General features: G+C 64.6%; 16 protein-coding genes. 10 read left to right on the top strand and 6 right to left on the bottom strand.

Annotated elements, in window-relative coordinates:
* Positions 1 to 2 precede the first annotated feature (2 nt).
* From kaiC to HKW67_RS00770, 3 genes are read left to right on the top strand one after another with little or no spacing between them, the layout of a single operon-like run.
* Complete coding sequence (gene kaiC, locus HKW67_RS00760; protein WP_171223571.1) at positions 3 to 1,769, top strand: circadian clock protein KaiC; 1,767 nt, start codon at positions 3 to 5, stop codon at positions 1,767 to 1,769.
* Between the two features lie 31 nt (positions 1,770 to 1,800).
* The gene (locus tag HKW67_RS00765) at positions 1,801 to 2,076 is read left to right on the top strand and encodes a circadian clock KaiB family protein (RefSeq protein WP_206044561.1); all 276 of its coding nucleotides are present in this window, start codon (positions 1,801 to 1,803) and stop codon (positions 2,074 to 2,076) included.
* Entirely contained in the window at positions 2,069 to 3,787 is a 1,719-nt protein-coding gene (locus tag HKW67_RS00770; RefSeq protein WP_171223573.1) for a hybrid sensor histidine kinase/response regulator, read from the top strand. Before HKW67_RS00765 ends, HKW67_RS00770 begins: the two co-directional genes overlap by 8 nt.
* On the opposite strand, the gene HKW67_RS00775 is transcribed toward HKW67_RS00770, so the two are convergent.
* Together HKW67_RS00775 and HKW67_RS00780 are read right to left on the bottom strand one after the other, a co-directional pair.
* Positions 3,784 to 4,323, bottom strand: coding sequence for a hypothetical protein (locus HKW67_RS00775; RefSeq protein WP_171223574.1), 540 nt, complete (start codon positions 4,321 to 4,323; stop codon positions 3,784 to 3,786). The genes HKW67_RS00770 and HKW67_RS00775 overlap by 4 nt on opposite strands.
* Before the next feature lie 152 nt (positions 4,324 to 4,475).
* The gene (locus HKW67_RS00780; protein ID WP_171223575.1) at positions 4,476 to 4,781 is read right to left on the bottom strand and encodes a hypothetical protein; all 306 of its coding nucleotides are present in this window, start codon (positions 4,779 to 4,781) and stop codon (positions 4,476 to 4,478) included.
* A 205-nt stretch (positions 4,782 to 4,986) separates the two neighbouring features.
* Here HKW67_RS00780 and HKW67_RS00785 point away from each other — a divergent pair, with 205 nt between their 5' ends.
* From HKW67_RS00785 to HKW67_RS00815, 7 genes are all read left to right on the top strand, one after another.
* Entirely contained in the window at positions 4,987 to 5,349 is a 363-nt protein-coding gene (locus HKW67_RS00785; protein WP_171223576.1) for a TraR/DksA family transcriptional regulator, read from the top strand.
* 187 nt (positions 5,350 to 5,536) lie between these two features.
* Positions 5,537 to 5,839, top strand: coding sequence for a TFIIB-type zinc ribbon-containing protein (locus tag HKW67_RS00790; RefSeq protein WP_171223577.1), 303 nt, complete (start codon positions 5,537 to 5,539; stop codon positions 5,837 to 5,839).
* Positions 5,840 to 5,848: 9 nt separating this feature from the next.
* Positions 5,849 to 7,924: a S9 family peptidase gene (locus HKW67_RS00795; protein ID WP_171223578.1), complete on the top strand. Its 2,076-nt coding sequence runs from the start codon at positions 5,849 to 5,851 to the stop codon at positions 7,922 to 7,924.
* A 116-nt stretch (positions 7,925 to 8,040) separates the two neighbouring features.
* A complete protein-coding gene (locus HKW67_RS00800) occupies positions 8,041 to 8,724 on the top strand; it encodes a YqjF family protein (RefSeq protein WP_171227499.1) in 684 nt (227 codons plus the stop codon).
* 51 nt (positions 8,725 to 8,775) lie between these two features.
* The gene (locus tag HKW67_RS00805; RefSeq protein ID WP_171223579.1) at positions 8,776 to 10,095 is read left to right on the top strand and encodes a metal-dependent hydrolase; all 1,320 of its coding nucleotides are present in this window, start codon (positions 8,776 to 8,778) and stop codon (positions 10,093 to 10,095) included.
* Positions 10,096 to 10,142: 47 nt separating this feature from the next.
* Positions 10,143 to 11,498 carry an alpha-L-fucosidase gene (locus tag HKW67_RS00810; RefSeq protein ID WP_171223580.1) on the top strand — a complete coding sequence of 452 codons (1,356 nt, stop codon included), beginning with the start codon at positions 10,143 to 10,145 and terminating at the stop codon, positions 11,496 to 11,498.
* Positions 11,499 to 11,610: 112 nt separating this feature from the next.
* A complete protein-coding gene (locus HKW67_RS00815; protein WP_171223581.1) occupies positions 11,611 to 12,480 on the top strand; it encodes a hypothetical protein in 870 nt (289 codons plus the stop codon).
* Between the two features lie 26 nt (positions 12,481 to 12,506).
* Here the strand turns inward: HKW67_RS00815 and HKW67_RS00820 are convergent, their stop codons facing one another.
* From HKW67_RS00820 to HKW67_RS00835, 4 genes are read right to left on the bottom strand one after another with little or no spacing between them, the layout of a single operon-like run.
* A complete protein-coding gene (locus tag HKW67_RS00820) occupies positions 12,507 to 13,304 on the bottom strand; it encodes a sulfite exporter TauE/SafE family protein (protein WP_171223582.1) in 798 nt (265 codons plus the stop codon).
* Positions 13,305 to 13,361: 57 nt separating this feature from the next.
* Positions 13,362 to 13,997 (bottom strand): DUF3618 domain-containing protein, encoded by a 636-nt coding sequence (locus tag HKW67_RS00825; RefSeq protein WP_171223583.1) that lies wholly within the window; start codon positions 13,995 to 13,997, stop codon positions 13,362 to 13,364.
* Between the two features lie 2 nt (positions 13,998 to 13,999).
* Positions 14,000 to 14,587: a hypothetical protein gene (locus HKW67_RS00830; RefSeq protein WP_171223584.1), complete on the bottom strand. Its 588-nt coding sequence runs from the start codon at positions 14,585 to 14,587 to the stop codon at positions 14,000 to 14,002.
* A gap of 10 nt (positions 14,588 to 14,597) precedes the next feature.
* Positions 14,598 to 15,116: a phage holin family protein gene (locus HKW67_RS00835; protein ID WP_171223585.1), complete on the bottom strand. Its 519-nt coding sequence runs from the start codon at positions 15,114 to 15,116 to the stop codon at positions 14,598 to 14,600.
* Positions 15,117 to 15,320: the final 204 nt, after the last annotated feature.

Consider the following 15,320-nt stretch of genomic DNA (forward strand, 5'->3'; position numbering starts at 1 on the left):
TCGTGACCATCACTCCGACGTTGGCTTCGCCCAAGATTCTCACCGGCATCCGGGGGTTCGACGAAATCACCCGAGGCGGTCTTCCGCGCGGTCGGACGACGCTGATCATGGGAGGAGCGGGCAGCGGCAAGACGGTGTTCGCCCTACAGTCGCTGGTAAACGGCGTGCGCGAGTCGAACGAATCGGCAATCTTCGTCGCGTTCGAGGAAAGCGTCGCCCAGATCATCAGCAACGCGTCGGCGTTTGGCTGGGACCTGCCGCGACTCGCCAGGAAACGGCTGCAGTTCTTCGACGCGCGCCTCTCGCCGGAGATCGTGAAGACGGGTGAGTTCGACCTCATCGGCATGCTCGCCATCCTCGAATCGATCGCGCAAAAAAGCAACGCGCAGCGGATCGTCTTCGACGGCTTGGACGTGCTCCTCGGTCTGCTCGACGATCCCGTGGCCGCGCGCCGCGAGATCTATCGCATACGCGATTGGCTCGCCCGTACCGGTCTCACGGGCATCATCACGCAGAAGGCGCGCCCCGCGGCCGTCGATCACAGTGACAGCGATCTGCAGTTCATTGTCGATTGCGTGGTCATCGTCCGACATCAGGTGGTCGAAGGTTCGGCCTTCCGCAATCTTCGGGTGATGAAGTATCGCGGCTCGGGATTCGCTGGTGACGAATTTCCGATTACGCTCACGACCGCCGGGCTTCAACTCACCAATCGTGGTCCGGTCGAGCTCCGCTACGACGTGTCCGACGAGCGGGTGTCCACGGGCTTGCCGCGACTCGATCACATGTTGCGTGGCGGCTATCACCGCGGCAGCAACATCCTGATCTCGGGGGCGCCCGGAACGGCCAAGTCCACGCTAGCCGGACTGTTCACGGCGGCCGCCTGTGAACGCGGCGAGCGGACGATGTATGTGAGCTTCGACGAGGGGGCAGCGCAGATCGTACGCAACTTGCAGTCCGTAGCGATTCAGTTGACGCCGTATCTGCGCTCCGGGCTGCTCAAGATGTACTCCACCCGCACACGCGGACCGAATGTCGAAGATCAGTTCGGTGAGCTTCGCGCCATGGTGCGGCTGCACAATCCGCGCTGTCTGGTCATCGATCCGTTGTCGGCGCTTTCCAGCAAGCTCGCGCACATCGCGTCCGCCGATGCCGCGCAACAGTTTCTCGACTTTCTCAAGGTTGAGGGGATCACCGTCGTCAACACGTCGTTACTCGACGGGGTCAACACCGATGAAGCCACCGCGACCGGGATCTCCACGCTCGCCGATACATGGATTCACATGTCGTATCTGGTCCAGGACGGTGAACGCAATCGCGCCTTGACCATCGTGAAGTCTCGCGGCACGGGCCATTCGAACCAGGTGCGAGAACTCACCCTCACGGATAACGGGGTCACGCTGACCGACGTCTTCGTGGCGCACGGCAAGGTGTTGATGGGCGTCGCGCGCTGGCAGTGGGAACAGGAAGGCATTGCCGCAAGACAGCGCAACGAAGTCGCGTCGGAGCTCAAGCGGCTGCAGTTGCAGCTGAAACAGGCAGAAGCGGCGGCTCGCTTGCAGGTGGTGCAAACGGAGATGGAAGCACGAAGCGCGGAGATCGCACTGTTGGCGCGCACGATGGGCGAGGCGTCCGACCTGCTCGATACGGACCGCACCGCCCTGCTCGAGATGCGACATGCCGACGCCGAGGCGATGGTCACGGGGCCTCGCGCACGACCGGCAACGGGGCCGACCGCTCGGCGCAAGTCCATCAGCCGCAAGGCGCCGTAGCATGCCGAGAATCAGTGCTAAGTCCGCCTTGATGCGGCTCCGACTGTACATCGCTGGCAGCGCGCCGAACTCCGTGCGGGCCGTGGTCAACGCGAGGGCGATCTGCGAGCAGCACTTCCCCAGCGCGTATGAACTCGAGGTGGTGGATCTGCTCGACTCTCCCGAGCGGGCCTTGGCCGACGGCATTATCGTCACGCCGACGTTGCTGAAGTTGGCACCACGACCAACGCAACGCATCATCGGCAACCTCAGTGACACCGAACAGGTCCTGATGGCCCTCGTCGGCACCGATCGGCGCCATGAATAACGGACGCACGCTCAGGCGCCGGCTCGCCGAGGCCGATGCGACGATCGCCGCTCTCGTTTCCGGCGAGATCGACGCCGTGGTCGACAGTCGCAGTCGCTCGCCAGTGCTGCTCGCGATGGCGCAACAGGCGCTGCGGGAGAGCGAGGCCCGGTACCGCAGCATCGTCGAGACATCGAACGAGGGGATCTTCACGGTGGCGCTGGACGCCACGCTGACGTTCGCCAACCGACGAATCGCGGACCTGCTCGGATATACGCCCGCTGACTTGATTGGACGATCGTTACTCGAGCTGCTGCCGGCGCACGCGTACGAACGCGCCATGCTGCGTATCAGTAGTCTGGATCACGATGTCGATGGGGCGAGCGAAGTCACCATCCTCAAGAAGGACGGCACCGAGCTGCATGTCGAGTTGAAGTCCAGCGTCGTGCGGGATGAGCACGGGAAACATGTTGGCATGCTGGCCATGATGACAGATCGGACCCGAAGGCGGCAGGCCGAAGAGGCGTTGCGCAAGATCGAAGCACAATTGATCGTCAGCGATCGCATGGCGTCGGTCGGCACGCTGGCTGCGGGGGTGGCGCACGAGATCAACAACCCGCTGGCTGCGGTGACGGCAAACTTGGCGTTCATCGCGGAGCACTGCCGTTGCGGTGGTGCGCTCTCGCCGACTGCCGATGGCTGCGAGGTCAGTGGGCAGCCCAGTATGCAGGATGCGATCAAGGATGCCCGCGAGGCGGCTGAACGCGTGCGGATCATCGTGCGTGACCTGATGATCTTCTCTCGCGCGCGGCCGGACGAGCTGATCGGAGCGGTCGACGTGCATCGTGTCTTGGATTCGACGGTTCGTATGGCATGGAACGAAATCCGGCACCGCGCGCAGCTCGTCCGCAACTATGGTTCGGTGCCACTGGTCAGCGCCAGCGAGGCTCGACTCGGTCAAGTGATGCTCAACTTGCTGGTCAACGCGGCGCAGGCGCTTCCCGAAGGACACGCGGAACACCATGCGATCAGCCTCTCGACGTGGTTTGACCGTGACCGGCAGCGGGTCATGGTCGAAATACGTGACACCGGCGTTGGGATCTCGCCGGAACACATCAACCGTATCTTCGACCCCTTTTTCACCACCAAAGACGTCGGCCTCGGCACCGGTCTGGGACTCGCCATTTGCCAGCGGATCGTCACCGATCTCGATGGCGAGTTGACCGTACGAAGCGAGCTGGGGACGGGAACGACGTTCTCCGTTTCCCTGCCGATCGCAACGATGCCGTCGGTCGTTAAACCGCTTCCCGTTCCGGCCAACGAACGCGGGGCTCGCGCGCGCATCCTGATTGTCGACGACGAGGAGCTCATCGTGCGCAGCCTAGTGCGAACGCTCGGGGGAGAGCACGACGTCGTTGGCGTGACCGCCGCACGAGAGGCGCTGGCGTTGCTCGAAGCAGGCGATCGGTTCGACGTCATTCTCTGCGACATCATGATGCCCGAGATGACGGGGGTCGACCTGTACGGTGAGCTGATGCGCATGGCGCCAGACCAGGCGCATCGCATGATGTTTCTGACGGGGGGCGCGTTCACGCCCAGCACGCAAGCGTTTCTCGCGGAATCGAGCAACCTGCAGCTCGAGAAGCCGTACGCGCCAATCCAGCTTCGTGACGCCGTGCAACTCGTGCTTCGCGATGGACGCTCGCCTGCGAATCCGTCGCCCGAGTGCTAGTTCGACTCCGCCGGTGGAGGGACAACGCCGGCCGCCGCCACATCCGGATACACCCACGGATAGCGCGCCTCGCGCCCCGCGCGCAGTAACGACGCCAGCTGCACGTCTCCCCGACACACCGACGGTCCCCACCGCTTGACCCGTCCGGGATCGCCCATCTCCCACGAGAGCAATTCGTCGGTGGTCGGGTCGAATGCCACGAAGTACTGCGTCGGGCTCCGATGGAGCTGCACCACGTCATGATGCCGCAAATCAATCAGCGTGGGATCGAGCAGCGCCGTCATGATCCCTCTCGGCATGACCGGCGTCTTCTCGGCCGGCGCGCGATGGCGACGATCGGCCAACGCCAACTCGCGCTCCACACGCAGCGACTGGATCGCGTCGTGAGCCAGTCGCGACACACTGTGCGGCGCGGGAACTGGGCCGTGACCACGCACCCACGCCAGAACGTGCGCGGCGTACGTCCGCGCAGTGCGCTCGGCGTCGTGCTGACCAGTCGTCGTCGACTGGTCCGGCGGAAGTTCGGGGACGGTCATTGCCTACGGTGCAGAGTGTTTCCAATCGCCGTATCGCGCGCACTTGGTATCCCTACAGCATTGGCGTCGGCGATCCGTGGGGCAAGGGGGGCGGCGCGAATGCCAGCGCGAACTGGCCCGAACCGTCACACCGTGGCACGCGAGGCGAGGCGCTACTTCTTCGCCTGCAGCACCCGCGTCAGCAGCGACTCCCAGACACCGTCGAGCTTCTCGATCGCGGCCGTGTCCACCGACGCGGGATCCAGGCGGTTTGACAGGCGACGCCGGTTGCGATGATACGACTTCTCATACCGCGCCTCCGCCTGCTCGCTGGGCAGATTCTTGGCGTACCACCCGGCGATCACGGCGAGCGTCGCTTCGTTCCACTCGGACGCGGGGAGTGAAAGGTCCTCGTACTTGAGGACGAGTTCCCATTCGAACGAGCGGTGCTCGGCGGTAAACGAACTCTGATCGGACATCGAGCGGCTCCTCTTCGGGAAATGGGGCAGGGAGGCCGCGACCTGCGCCGCCCCCGCAACAGGAACCTAGCGGAAAGCGCGGCCTCCGGTGCTGCCGACGCGGTCGCGCCCGAGCGGGTGGACCGATCCATGCAAGTGAATCGCTACGCTCACCGCGCCGGGCTGCTCTTCAGCCCGCCACGATAACCTTGGATTCGGAGTATCAATGCCACTGACCGCCTCACAGCTAAAGCACCTCGAGAAGCGCCTCCACGAGGAGCGCACCCGTCTCCTTGAGCAGCTTCAGGACTTCGTAGGCGAGGAATCGTCGGAAGACAGCCAGGATTTGGCCGGCGACCTGTCCAAGTTCCCGACGCACGCGGCCGACCTCGGCACCGACGCCGCCAACGAAGAGCTCGAGGCCTCCGTTGCCACCCGGCGCTCGGCGGAGATCGCCGAGATCGACGCCGCGCTGGAGCGCCTGGCCACCGCACCCGAGACCTTCGGGCTCGACGAGCAGTCGGGGGAAGAGATCCCGTTCGAACGACTCGACATCATCCCCTACGCGCGCGCGAACGTCGCCGCGTAGCCGGGTCGTACAGGGCGTGCGCCCGTTGGACCACGTTGCCGCCGATCGATGATACTGTCGATCGGCATTTGCGTGCTCCCGACCCACGGAGTGCTAGCGCCAGGCAGTACCAAACGCCTTGCGCTCAACCGTAGCCGACGCGTTTCTTAGCGTATCACGTCCGCTTCCCTCACGCACCAGCAGAGCCATGGCCATCGAGAACAAGCCCAGTCGCAACGAAGAAGAGTACTTCGCTCGGATCGACGCCGACCTGCGCAAGGAAATGCGCGCCAAGGCCGACGCCGAGCGCGCCGCTCAGGTGGCCGCCGACCGCAACAAGTGCCCGCGCGACGGCACGCCGCTCGTGCCGCGCGAAACGCATCATGTGACCGTCGATACCTGTCCCACCTGTGAAGGCATCTGGCTCGATAAGGGCGAGCTCGAGATTCTCGAGAAGGCACAGGCCGAACACAGCGGGTTCGTCACCAATTTGCTGAACATCTTCAAGTAAGAGGCCGCCATGTCGCTCCGTCTGCGTCCGTCTGCCGTACTCATTGCGGCCTGCGTGGCCGTGCCGTCGCTCACCCTCGCCCAGTCGAAGGGACTCGACGAGAGCGACATCATGCGTCTCAAGTCGGTCGGCGGCGTGGCGATGTCGCCCGACGGCGCGCGCGTGCTGTATGCCATCAGCGCGTGGGAGCATCCGAACGCGAAGGGTGACACCGCTCTGGGCGATCGGCACGAGCGTCGTTCGCACGTGTTCATGGTGCCGGCCGGCGGTGGTGCGCCGCGTCAGCTCACGTTTGGCGAGCGCGGTGAGGCGCAGGCACAGTGGTCTCCCGATGGTCGCACGATTTCGTTCGTGGCGGCGCGCGGTACGGGCACCGGCGAGGATGCGCCGAGGCCGCAACTCTGGCTGCTGCCGGCTGACGGTGGCGAGTCGCGACAGCTTACCACGGTGCGTGACGGCGTCTCGTCGTACGTGTGGTCGCCTGATGGCTCGCGCATCGCGGTCGTGACCACCGATTCGCTCACGCGCGAGCAGGAAGCGAAGGTGCGCCGACGTGACGATCCCAAGGTGTACGAAGACGATTTCCGCTTGAATCACATCTGGGTAGTCGATGTCGCATCGGGCAAGGCGAGCAAGATCACGTCCGGTGCATACACGGTGAGCGGTGTACCGAACTGGTCACCAGACGGGAAGAAGCTGGGCTTCCGCGCGTCACCGACGCCGATGATTCGCGATGAACGTGGCAACGCGTATGTGGTGGATGTCGCCTCGCTCGTGCTGGATGCGATCACGACGACGAACGACGCAGAGACGGCGCCGCAGTTCTCGCCCCACGGCAAGACGCTCGCGTTCACGATGCTGCCTCACGAAATGGCGCCACACAAGGACGGCATCATGCCGCGCACGCTGCGGAACGCGCGTGTGGTCACGTTCGATATCGCGACGCGCGCGCTCACGAATCATGCCCGCGCTGATTTTGATGTGAGTCCGGGCGCACTCCGCTGGTCGCCTGATGGCAAGCAGCTGTGGTTCACCGCCAGCGATCGTGTGTGGAACTCGCTGTATGCATACGACCTTGCGAGCAAGAGCTACAGCAAGCGCACGAAGGATGTCCTGGTGCAGGGACTCTCGCCGAGCAGCGACGGATCGAAGCTCGCCATGGTGCTCGACACACCAGACATGCCGGGTGAAGTGTACGTGCAGAGCGGCGGTGGTACGCCATCGCGCATCACGACCACGAATGCGTGGCTCGGCGAGCGCACCCTCGGTGCGTCGCGCGTGATCACTTGGAAGTCGAAGGACGGTCGCGACGTGGAAGGCGTGTTGCTGCTGCCCGTGGGATACCGTGATGGCGCACGCGTGCCGCTGGTGGTATCGGCGCATGGTGGTCCGACCGGCGCCCACACCAACGGCTTCAAGGGCGGCACCAGCCCCGGACAGACGTACGCCGCGCGCGGCTGGGCGGTGCTCTACCCGAATCCCCGTGGCTCCACCGGCTACGGCGAATGGTGGATGCACGCGAACACCGGTGACTGGGGCGGTGGCGATTACCGCGACATCATGACCGGCGTTGATGATCTCATCAAGCGCGGCATCGCCGATTCCACGCGTATGGCGTTCGAAGGCTGGAGCTACGGCGGCTATATGACGTCGTGGGTAGTGTCGCAGACTGGACGCTTCAAGGCAGCCATGATGGGCGCGGGACTGCCGTCGCTGCTGTCGATGGCGGGCACGACGGACATTCCGGGCTACATCAACACGTTCTTCGGCGATCCGCAGTACGACGGCTCGATCGTGAATGCCAACATCCGGAAGTATCTCGAGCGATCCGGTATCAGTTACAGCAACAACGTGACGACGCCGCTGCTGATCCTGCATGGTGGCAACGACGAGCGTGTGCCAATCGGCCAACCCATGGAGTTCTACCGCGCGCTGAAGGACCGCGGCAAGACCACCGAGCTTGTGTTCTATCCGCGCGAAGGCCACGGCTTCACCGAGTACTATCACCAGATGGACCGTATGAAGCGTGAGTACGAATGGCTGGCGAGGTTCACCCTTGGCAACGCGATGAAGACCGCGATGTAGCTCGTGGGTGAGCGTTGGCGGGAACGCGACGACGGCGGGCGGGTTGATCTGGTGTGACCACACCTGATCAAGTCGCCCGCCGTCCGTTTCTCACCGCCGAATGGCGGTATCTCGTGATGCTGAACTACGAGATCCCGCCGGCTGTGCTCGAGCCGCTCGTGCCGAAGCACACGGTGCTCGATCTGTTCGAAGGGCGCGCCCTCGCGAGCATCGTCGGGTTCCGCTTCCTCCACACGCGCGTGCTCGGCATCCCGGTGCCATTCCACCGCGATTTCGACGAAGTGAACCTGCGCTTCTACGTGAAGCGGCCGATGCCCGATGGCTCGGCCCGCCGCGGCGTCGTGTTCGTGCGCGAGCTCGTGCCCAGGGCTGCGATCGCCTACACTGCGCGGTTGTTCTACAACGAGCCGTACTCCGCGTTGACGATGCACAGCCGTGTGCCGCCCACGCTCATTCCGTCCCCCGGACGTCTGATGTACGGCTGGTTCGACAACGCGCAGCATCAGCAGGTGAGCGTGACGGCGGTCGGCGAGCCCGCGCCGCTGGTATCGGGGTCGGAGCCGGAGTTCATCGCTGAGCACTATTGGGGCTACACGCCGCAGCGGGATGGCAGCACGGTGGAGTATCAGGTCGCGCATCCCTCATGGCGGGTCTGGCAGGGGGCGGACCCGTCGTTCGATGCCGATGTGCGCGGTTTATACGGCGACGCGTTCGAAGCACCGCTGTCGGTGCCGCCGCGGTCGATGTTCGTGGCCGAAGGATCGCAGGTCACGGTGTACCGCCCCACGCGACTCCGGTAAACGTCGTGTCGGTCGGTTGACAGCCACTGTACAGGCGCTCAACTACCACGCGTGGACAACGTCACTCACGCACTGGCCGGCCTGCTCCTGGCTGACGCCACCGTTTCATATGTTCAGCGTCGCATCGGCCGCGCTTCTCCCATGGGGGCGGAAGCGCCATCGCTGGCACGATTCCGCCGCGCGGCGGTGGTCCTGGGTATCGCGGCGGCCGAATTTCCTGACGCGGATCTGGTGTATTCCGGTCCGATGGTCGCCATGGGGAAGCTCGGCTATCTGCTGCATCATCGAGGGCACACCCACACGGTCGTTTGGGCGCTGGTGAGTGCCGTGGTGCTGTGGTGGGCCACGCGCTGGTGGTGGCAGCGCGGGCTGAAGGGACGAGAGCGGGCGGACGCCTCGTCGGCGATCGTGTCCCGCGTTGGCGCGCGGGCGTTGTTCATGCTCGCGCTGGTCGGCACGCTGTCGCATTTGGCACTCGACTTCACGAACAGCTACGGCGTGCACCCGTTTTGGCCGTTCGACAATCGCTGGTACTACGGTGACGCGGTGTTCATTGTGGAGCCGTGGTTGATGGTCGTGGCGATCCCACCGCTCGCCTGGGGGCCGCGAGGCATAGCCGGACGCGTCTTGTTGCTGCTCGCGCTGGTCGCGATCCTCGCGCTCTGCTGGTTTGCCGGCCAGGTGTCGCCGCCCGTCGCCCTCGGCATCACGATCATGTCGCTCGTGGGGATGCTCCTGCAGCGCGCCGTCTCCGCTGCGGCGCGCCCACTCACGGGGATTGCGGCGTGGGTTGTGGTGACGATCATGTTCTTTCTGTCCTCGGTTCAGGCGCGCGCCGTAGTGACGGAATTGGTGAACGATGGCTCCCTGCGCGATGTGGTCCTCACGCCGGCGGCGGCCGACCCGCGCTGCTTCTCGGCCATGGTCGTCACCTCCACCAGTACGGAATACCGCGTGACGACGGCAACCGTTGCCCCGTGGAGCTCAGGGCTGAATGCGGCGGGATGCCTGTCCACCGGCTCAGGCGCTGGGCGCAACACCCTGGGAGCACTGCCTGGTACCTCCCCGTCCGTGCCATTCGCTGCGTCGCCGGCGGTGGCGTGGGGGGAGACGTGGGCCGTGCCGCGCGCCGAGTTCGTGGCGCTGGCGGCCACGCGCTGCGAGTTCGCTGCCGCCATGCGGTTCATGCGCACCCCGGTGTGGTCGCTCGACGCCAGCGGCATGGCCATCGTGACCGACGCGCGCTTCGGCGTTGGCGGTGGCGGCTTTGCCGGGCTGTCGGTGGCACCGGGAACCGGCTGCCCGCTCACCGGGAAGTGGATACCGCCCTGGGTGCCGCCGCGCGCCGACGTGCTCGCGCCCGGGCGCTGATCGCCGCATGTTTCGCGCGAGTATTCTGACGTCATCCTCGCGCATACATGCCTCTCAGTCGTCGACACTTTTTGACGCAGCTCACGGCGTCCGCGGCGATCGCTCGCCTCGGTGCAGTGCCCTCGCTCGGCTTTCAATCGCGACCGCGCCCGACGCCGCAGCAGCTCGCCTGGCAGCGCGACGAGTTGGCTGTTTTTGTGCATTTCGGTGTGAATACGTTCACCGACCGCGAGTGGGGTGACGGCACCGAATCTCCGTCGCTCTTCAACCCTGCGCGCCTCGATGCGCGGCAGTGGGTGCGCGCGGCGAAGGCGGCCGGGGCGAAGTCGATGGTGCTCACGGCAAAGCATCATGACGGCTTTTGTTTGTGGCCAACAGCGACCACCGCGCATTCGGTGGCGTCGAGTCCGTGGAGGCGGGGCGCGGGCGATGTGGTGCGCGAGTTCGTCGATGCCTGTCGGATAGAGGGCATGAAGCCCGGACTCTACTGCTCACCGTGGGATCGCAACCATCCCACCTATGGCGATTCGGCGCGCTACAACGACGTGTACATGGCGCAGCTCACGGAGCTGCTCACGCGGTACGGTACGCTGCACGAAGTGTGGTTCGACGGCGCGAACGGCGAAGGGCCGAACGGCAAGCGTCAGACGTATGATTGGCCGCGCACGTGGGCGCTGGTGCGCAAGCTGCAGCCTGATGCGATCATGTTCTCCGACGCGGGTCCTGATGTGCGTTGGATCGGCAACGAGCGCGGCGTCGCCGGCGAAACGCATTGGAGCACGATCCGTCCGGAGTCGGTGCCGTATATCGGGGCCAGCGGTGATGATGTGATCGCGTCGTTGCAGCACGGGCATCCCGACGGGTCGGTGTGGCGCCCGAGCGAAACGGATGTGTCCATTCGCCCCGGCTGGTTCTACCATCCAGCCGAGGATGCGAAAGTAAAGAGTGTCGACGATCTCGTGCAGCTCTACTTCACGAGCGTAGGGCGTAACTCCAAGCTGTTGCTGAACGTGCCTCCCACGCGCGATGGACTCTTGCATGATGTGGATGTAGCACGACTGGCCGGCATGCGCGCGTCGCTCACGTCGCTCTTCGCCCGCCCCCTCGCGGTACGCAACAGCGCCTGGCGCACCGACGGTGTACGCGCGGGCGTGCGCACGATTCAGTTGCGGGCGCCACAGTCCGTCTCGCTGCTCGATCTGCGTGAACCGATCTCACAGGGACAGCGCGTGTCGTCGTGGAGTGTGTCCACGAGTGGTAGCCGCCCGCAACTGTTGGCGAGCGGCACGACAATCGGACACCGGCAGCTGCGTCGAGTCCCGGCTACGACCGTCTCGTCACTCACGTTGCGCGTGGAGACGGCGGACGTCGTGCAGCCTGTCGAGCTCAACCTGTTCGTTTGAAACCCGGTTCGGGGTTCCGGCCGTACGAGTCTCCATCACCGTTTGTACCGCGGTGCCAATCCACCACCCTTAGACAATCGTATCAGGAGTCATCATGCATAAACGTCGGCTAATGAGTCGTCTTCCCCGCGTCGCGCTGGCGGTCGCTGCAACAGTTGTGTCGGCTACGCTGCTGGGGGCGCAGCCCGCCGCACCATCAGCGGCAAAGTCCGCAGTCCCGGCGCGCTTCGCAGCGCTGCCCGGTGCCAATGTCATTTCCGTGGTCGCGTCGGACTACGCCTTCGACATGCCGGCGAGTGTGCCGGCCGGACTCACGACGATTCGCTTTTCGAATAAGGGCAAGGAGCTCCACCATGTCTATCTCGTGAAGGTGGAGAAGGGTAAGAAGCCCGACGATGTGCTCGCCTTCTTCAAGGCTGGTGGACCGCCGCCGAAGTGGATGAAGCCGGTGGGCGGGCCGAACGCTCCGGCCCCCGGCGATGAAACGGCCTTCACCAGCAACCTCGAAGCGGGCGACTACGTCGCGCTGTGCGTCATCCCGAGCCCCGGCGGACCGCCGCACGTGATGAAGGGCATGATTAAGGCGCTCACCGTGACGCCGTCCGCGCGCAAGACCACCGCACCGGTGGCCGACGTTACGCTGACGCTGTCCGACTACGACCTCGCCTTCTCCAAGCCATTGGCGCCGGGCAAGCATGTGATCGCGGTGCGCAACACGGGCAAGCAGCCGCACGAGTTCTTCATGGCGATGCTCATGCCGGGCAAGTCACCGATGGACATGGCGAAGTTCGCCGAAAATCCCGTAGGTGCGCCTCCGGGCAAGCCGATGGGTGGCATCACCGACATCGTGCCGGGTGATGTGGTGTATCTGCAGGTCGATGTGCCGAAGGGCGAGTTCGCGTTCATGTGCTTCACGCCCGACATGAAGGACGGGAAGCCGCATCTCGCGCACGGCATGATCAAGCAGGTGTCCGTCAAGTAGTGCGCGTCGGATTCGCCGGCGCGGTCTCAGCTCTTCGCGACGAAGAGCCAGATCGCGCTGGCGAATCCGATCGCCGTTACGGCATTGCGAACCCACGCCTGCGGCACCTTCTGCGCGAGGCCCGACATCAGGTAGCCGCCGGCGCTCGACCCTACCGCCATCACGACGCCGATCGGCCAGTTCACCTGCCCCATGACGGCGAAGGTGATGGCGGCGATGCCGTTGAAGCAAATGCCATTGAAGTTCTTGAGGCCATTCATCTGGTGGATGTTCGTGAGCCCCATCAGCCCGAACACCGCGAGCATCACGATGCCCGCTCCGGCGCCGAAGTAGCCGCCGTAGATACCGACCACGAACTGCGCGATGAGCATGCCCGTGGTCGGATTGATCGGGCGTTCGATCACGCCCGTCGGTGACGCGCTGGCCCGCTTGCGCAGGTGCTTCATCACCGGCCCCTGCAACGCGAACAGCACGGTCGCGCCGAACACCAGCCACGGTACGAGCGCCCGAAACTGCTCATCCGTCGTCGCCAACAACAGGGCTGCACCGATACCGCCGCCGAGAATGCTCGGGATCGCGAGACGCAGCGCCCAGCGCTCGGCGCCCACGAGTTCGCGCCGGTAGCCCCACATGCTGGCCAACGAGCCGGGCCAGAGCGCGAGCGTGCTGGTGGCGTTGGCTGACACCGGTGGTACGCCCAGCGCCAGAAGGGCCGGGAAGGTGAGCAACGTGCCGCCGCCAGCAATCGAGTTCACGGCGCCGCCCACAGCCGAGATGGCGGCGATCGCCGCGAGCTGAGGAACGGAGGGGTGCGCTAGGAGCATGACCGAACAATCGCAGGTGCGCTCCAGTTCGTCACCCCTTGTTCAACACTTTCCGCCTTACACGAAGGTTGGACTCTCTCCACCCATGATCCGGAATTCCCGATCGGTTACTGGGGCCGAGAGGCCGACGGCGAGGCCGGCCGCGATCGCCACGGCGCCGAGCGCCAACGGATTGGCGCTGTAGGCTTCTTCGATCCGCCCCTGACCGCGACGGCTGGTGTCGGACACCGATGAGGCGATGCTCCGAGCGCGTGCTTTGACGCTGTCGGTCAGCTCACCGGCCTTGTCTTTCACGCCGCTCGCGACCTGCTGCGCACCACGCTCCGTGCGCTCTGACGTGCTGTTGAAGAACATCCAGCCAATTCCCAACGCGATCATCGCGGCAGGGATTGGATTCTCTCGCACCGCGTTCGTGATACCGCTGGTGCCTCGCTGTACGCTTTCGGTCGCATTTCGCGCCATGTGGCTTACCCTCCCGATGGTGGCTTCTCTGATGGAGTCTTTGACGTTCTCCTTGATCGTCTGAGGATTGAGTCGATCGCCGATTTCATCGAGCGTATCGCTCATCCGCATGCGTGTCGATTCGATTTCTGCACGCATCACATCCGTATCGCTGGAATTGTGGCTGTTGGACTCACGCCCGGTATCCAGCTCCGTCTCGACCGCATCCGTCGTGGGCTGCATTGGTGACATGGTCACTCTCCCAGCGTGGGCGGCAGCGGTTCCCGATAGCGGTTGACGGGCTGCTCGCCTTCGTACCAACCGCCACGTTCCGGTCCCTGATCCGCGAGCGGACCGTCGGCGACGGGGACAGAGAACGATTGCGTCATGCGAGAGTTGTCAGACATGTCCTTCGCACCGTCGGGTTGCTGCGAACTCTTGAAAAAGCGCGCCGCCACAACGCCGAGCACAAAGGCACCTCCGATAAAGGCGATGGGTTGCCGGCGCGCAAAGGACTCCGCATCGCGGGTCAGCTGCTTGACGTCGGCCTTCTCCAGGTAGTCCGCAGCCCGCTGCACCTGCTCGCCCGCCTGCCGGATATACTGCCCGGCGCCGGACTGCTCGGTGGCACTGCCGTGCATCAGCGAATCGGCAACACCCAGCAACGCGCCAGCGGCTCGCCGCTTGCCACTGTCGAGGCCACTCCGTACCTGCTCGCCAGCCTTGTGTTGTACATCAGCAACGACCTTTCGCGTTTGTTCGCCAAGGTTGTGCGGTATGGCGTTCGACGCTGCTCCCGTAAAAGCTGTACTAGCGCCAACATTCATCTCGTGATCGGACATGACACCCTCCTCAGGGTCGGACGTGTGGGGGATCGCTCTTGTCAGTGAGCTCGTGCTTCAGGTCTTGCACCTCGCGACTCGCCCAGCGCTGATCCGCTTTCAACGACGCGATCGCCTCTTTGGGCGCGAATCCGTGATCGCTGAGATCGCGTAGCGCACTCTGCACCATCGAATAGCCGGCGCCGAATGCGGCCACTCCAACGATCAGTGCCGAGAGCCAGTAGTTGCCGCTCAGCAGAACGCCGAGGCCGACAATAAGCGACGTCGTGAGTGCCAAGCCACCCATCAGCGTCAGCCCCGCCGCGATACCGACTTTCGCTGCATCACGCATCAAGCGGGTGCCGGCTTCACGCGCTTCCGACTTGGCGAGCGCCAGTTCCTGTCGAAGCAGATCGGCGGTGTCGCCGGTCAACTGCTTCAACAGCGTGCCGAGTGGTGCATCCTGTCGGTCGTTGACGCGGACGTCTATGAGTGGCAGTGAGCCTTCTCGTTGTCGATCGAGCCGAACTTCGAAGTCATCGTTCCTCATGCATTGCTCTCCGGGCAGCGTGTGATGCGTCTCCGGTGCAGCAACGGTGCCACGCGAACGGACATTTGTGCGCTATGCGCATATCCTGTGCAATTCAGCTGCCCGTATTGGCCGTGAAAAGTGGCATTCGGACAGGCCGTACCTGCACAGCAGGTATCCAAGGTTCACGCGAAGCTCGCGAAGAACGCGAAGGCACGCGAAGAA

Origin of the sequence: Gemmatimonas groenlandica, from assembly GCF_013004105.1 — a bacterium.
In the GTDB taxonomy this organism is placed as follows: Bacteria; Gemmatimonadota; Gemmatimonadetes; order Gemmatimonadales; family Gemmatimonadaceae; genus Gemmatimonas; species Gemmatimonas groenlandica.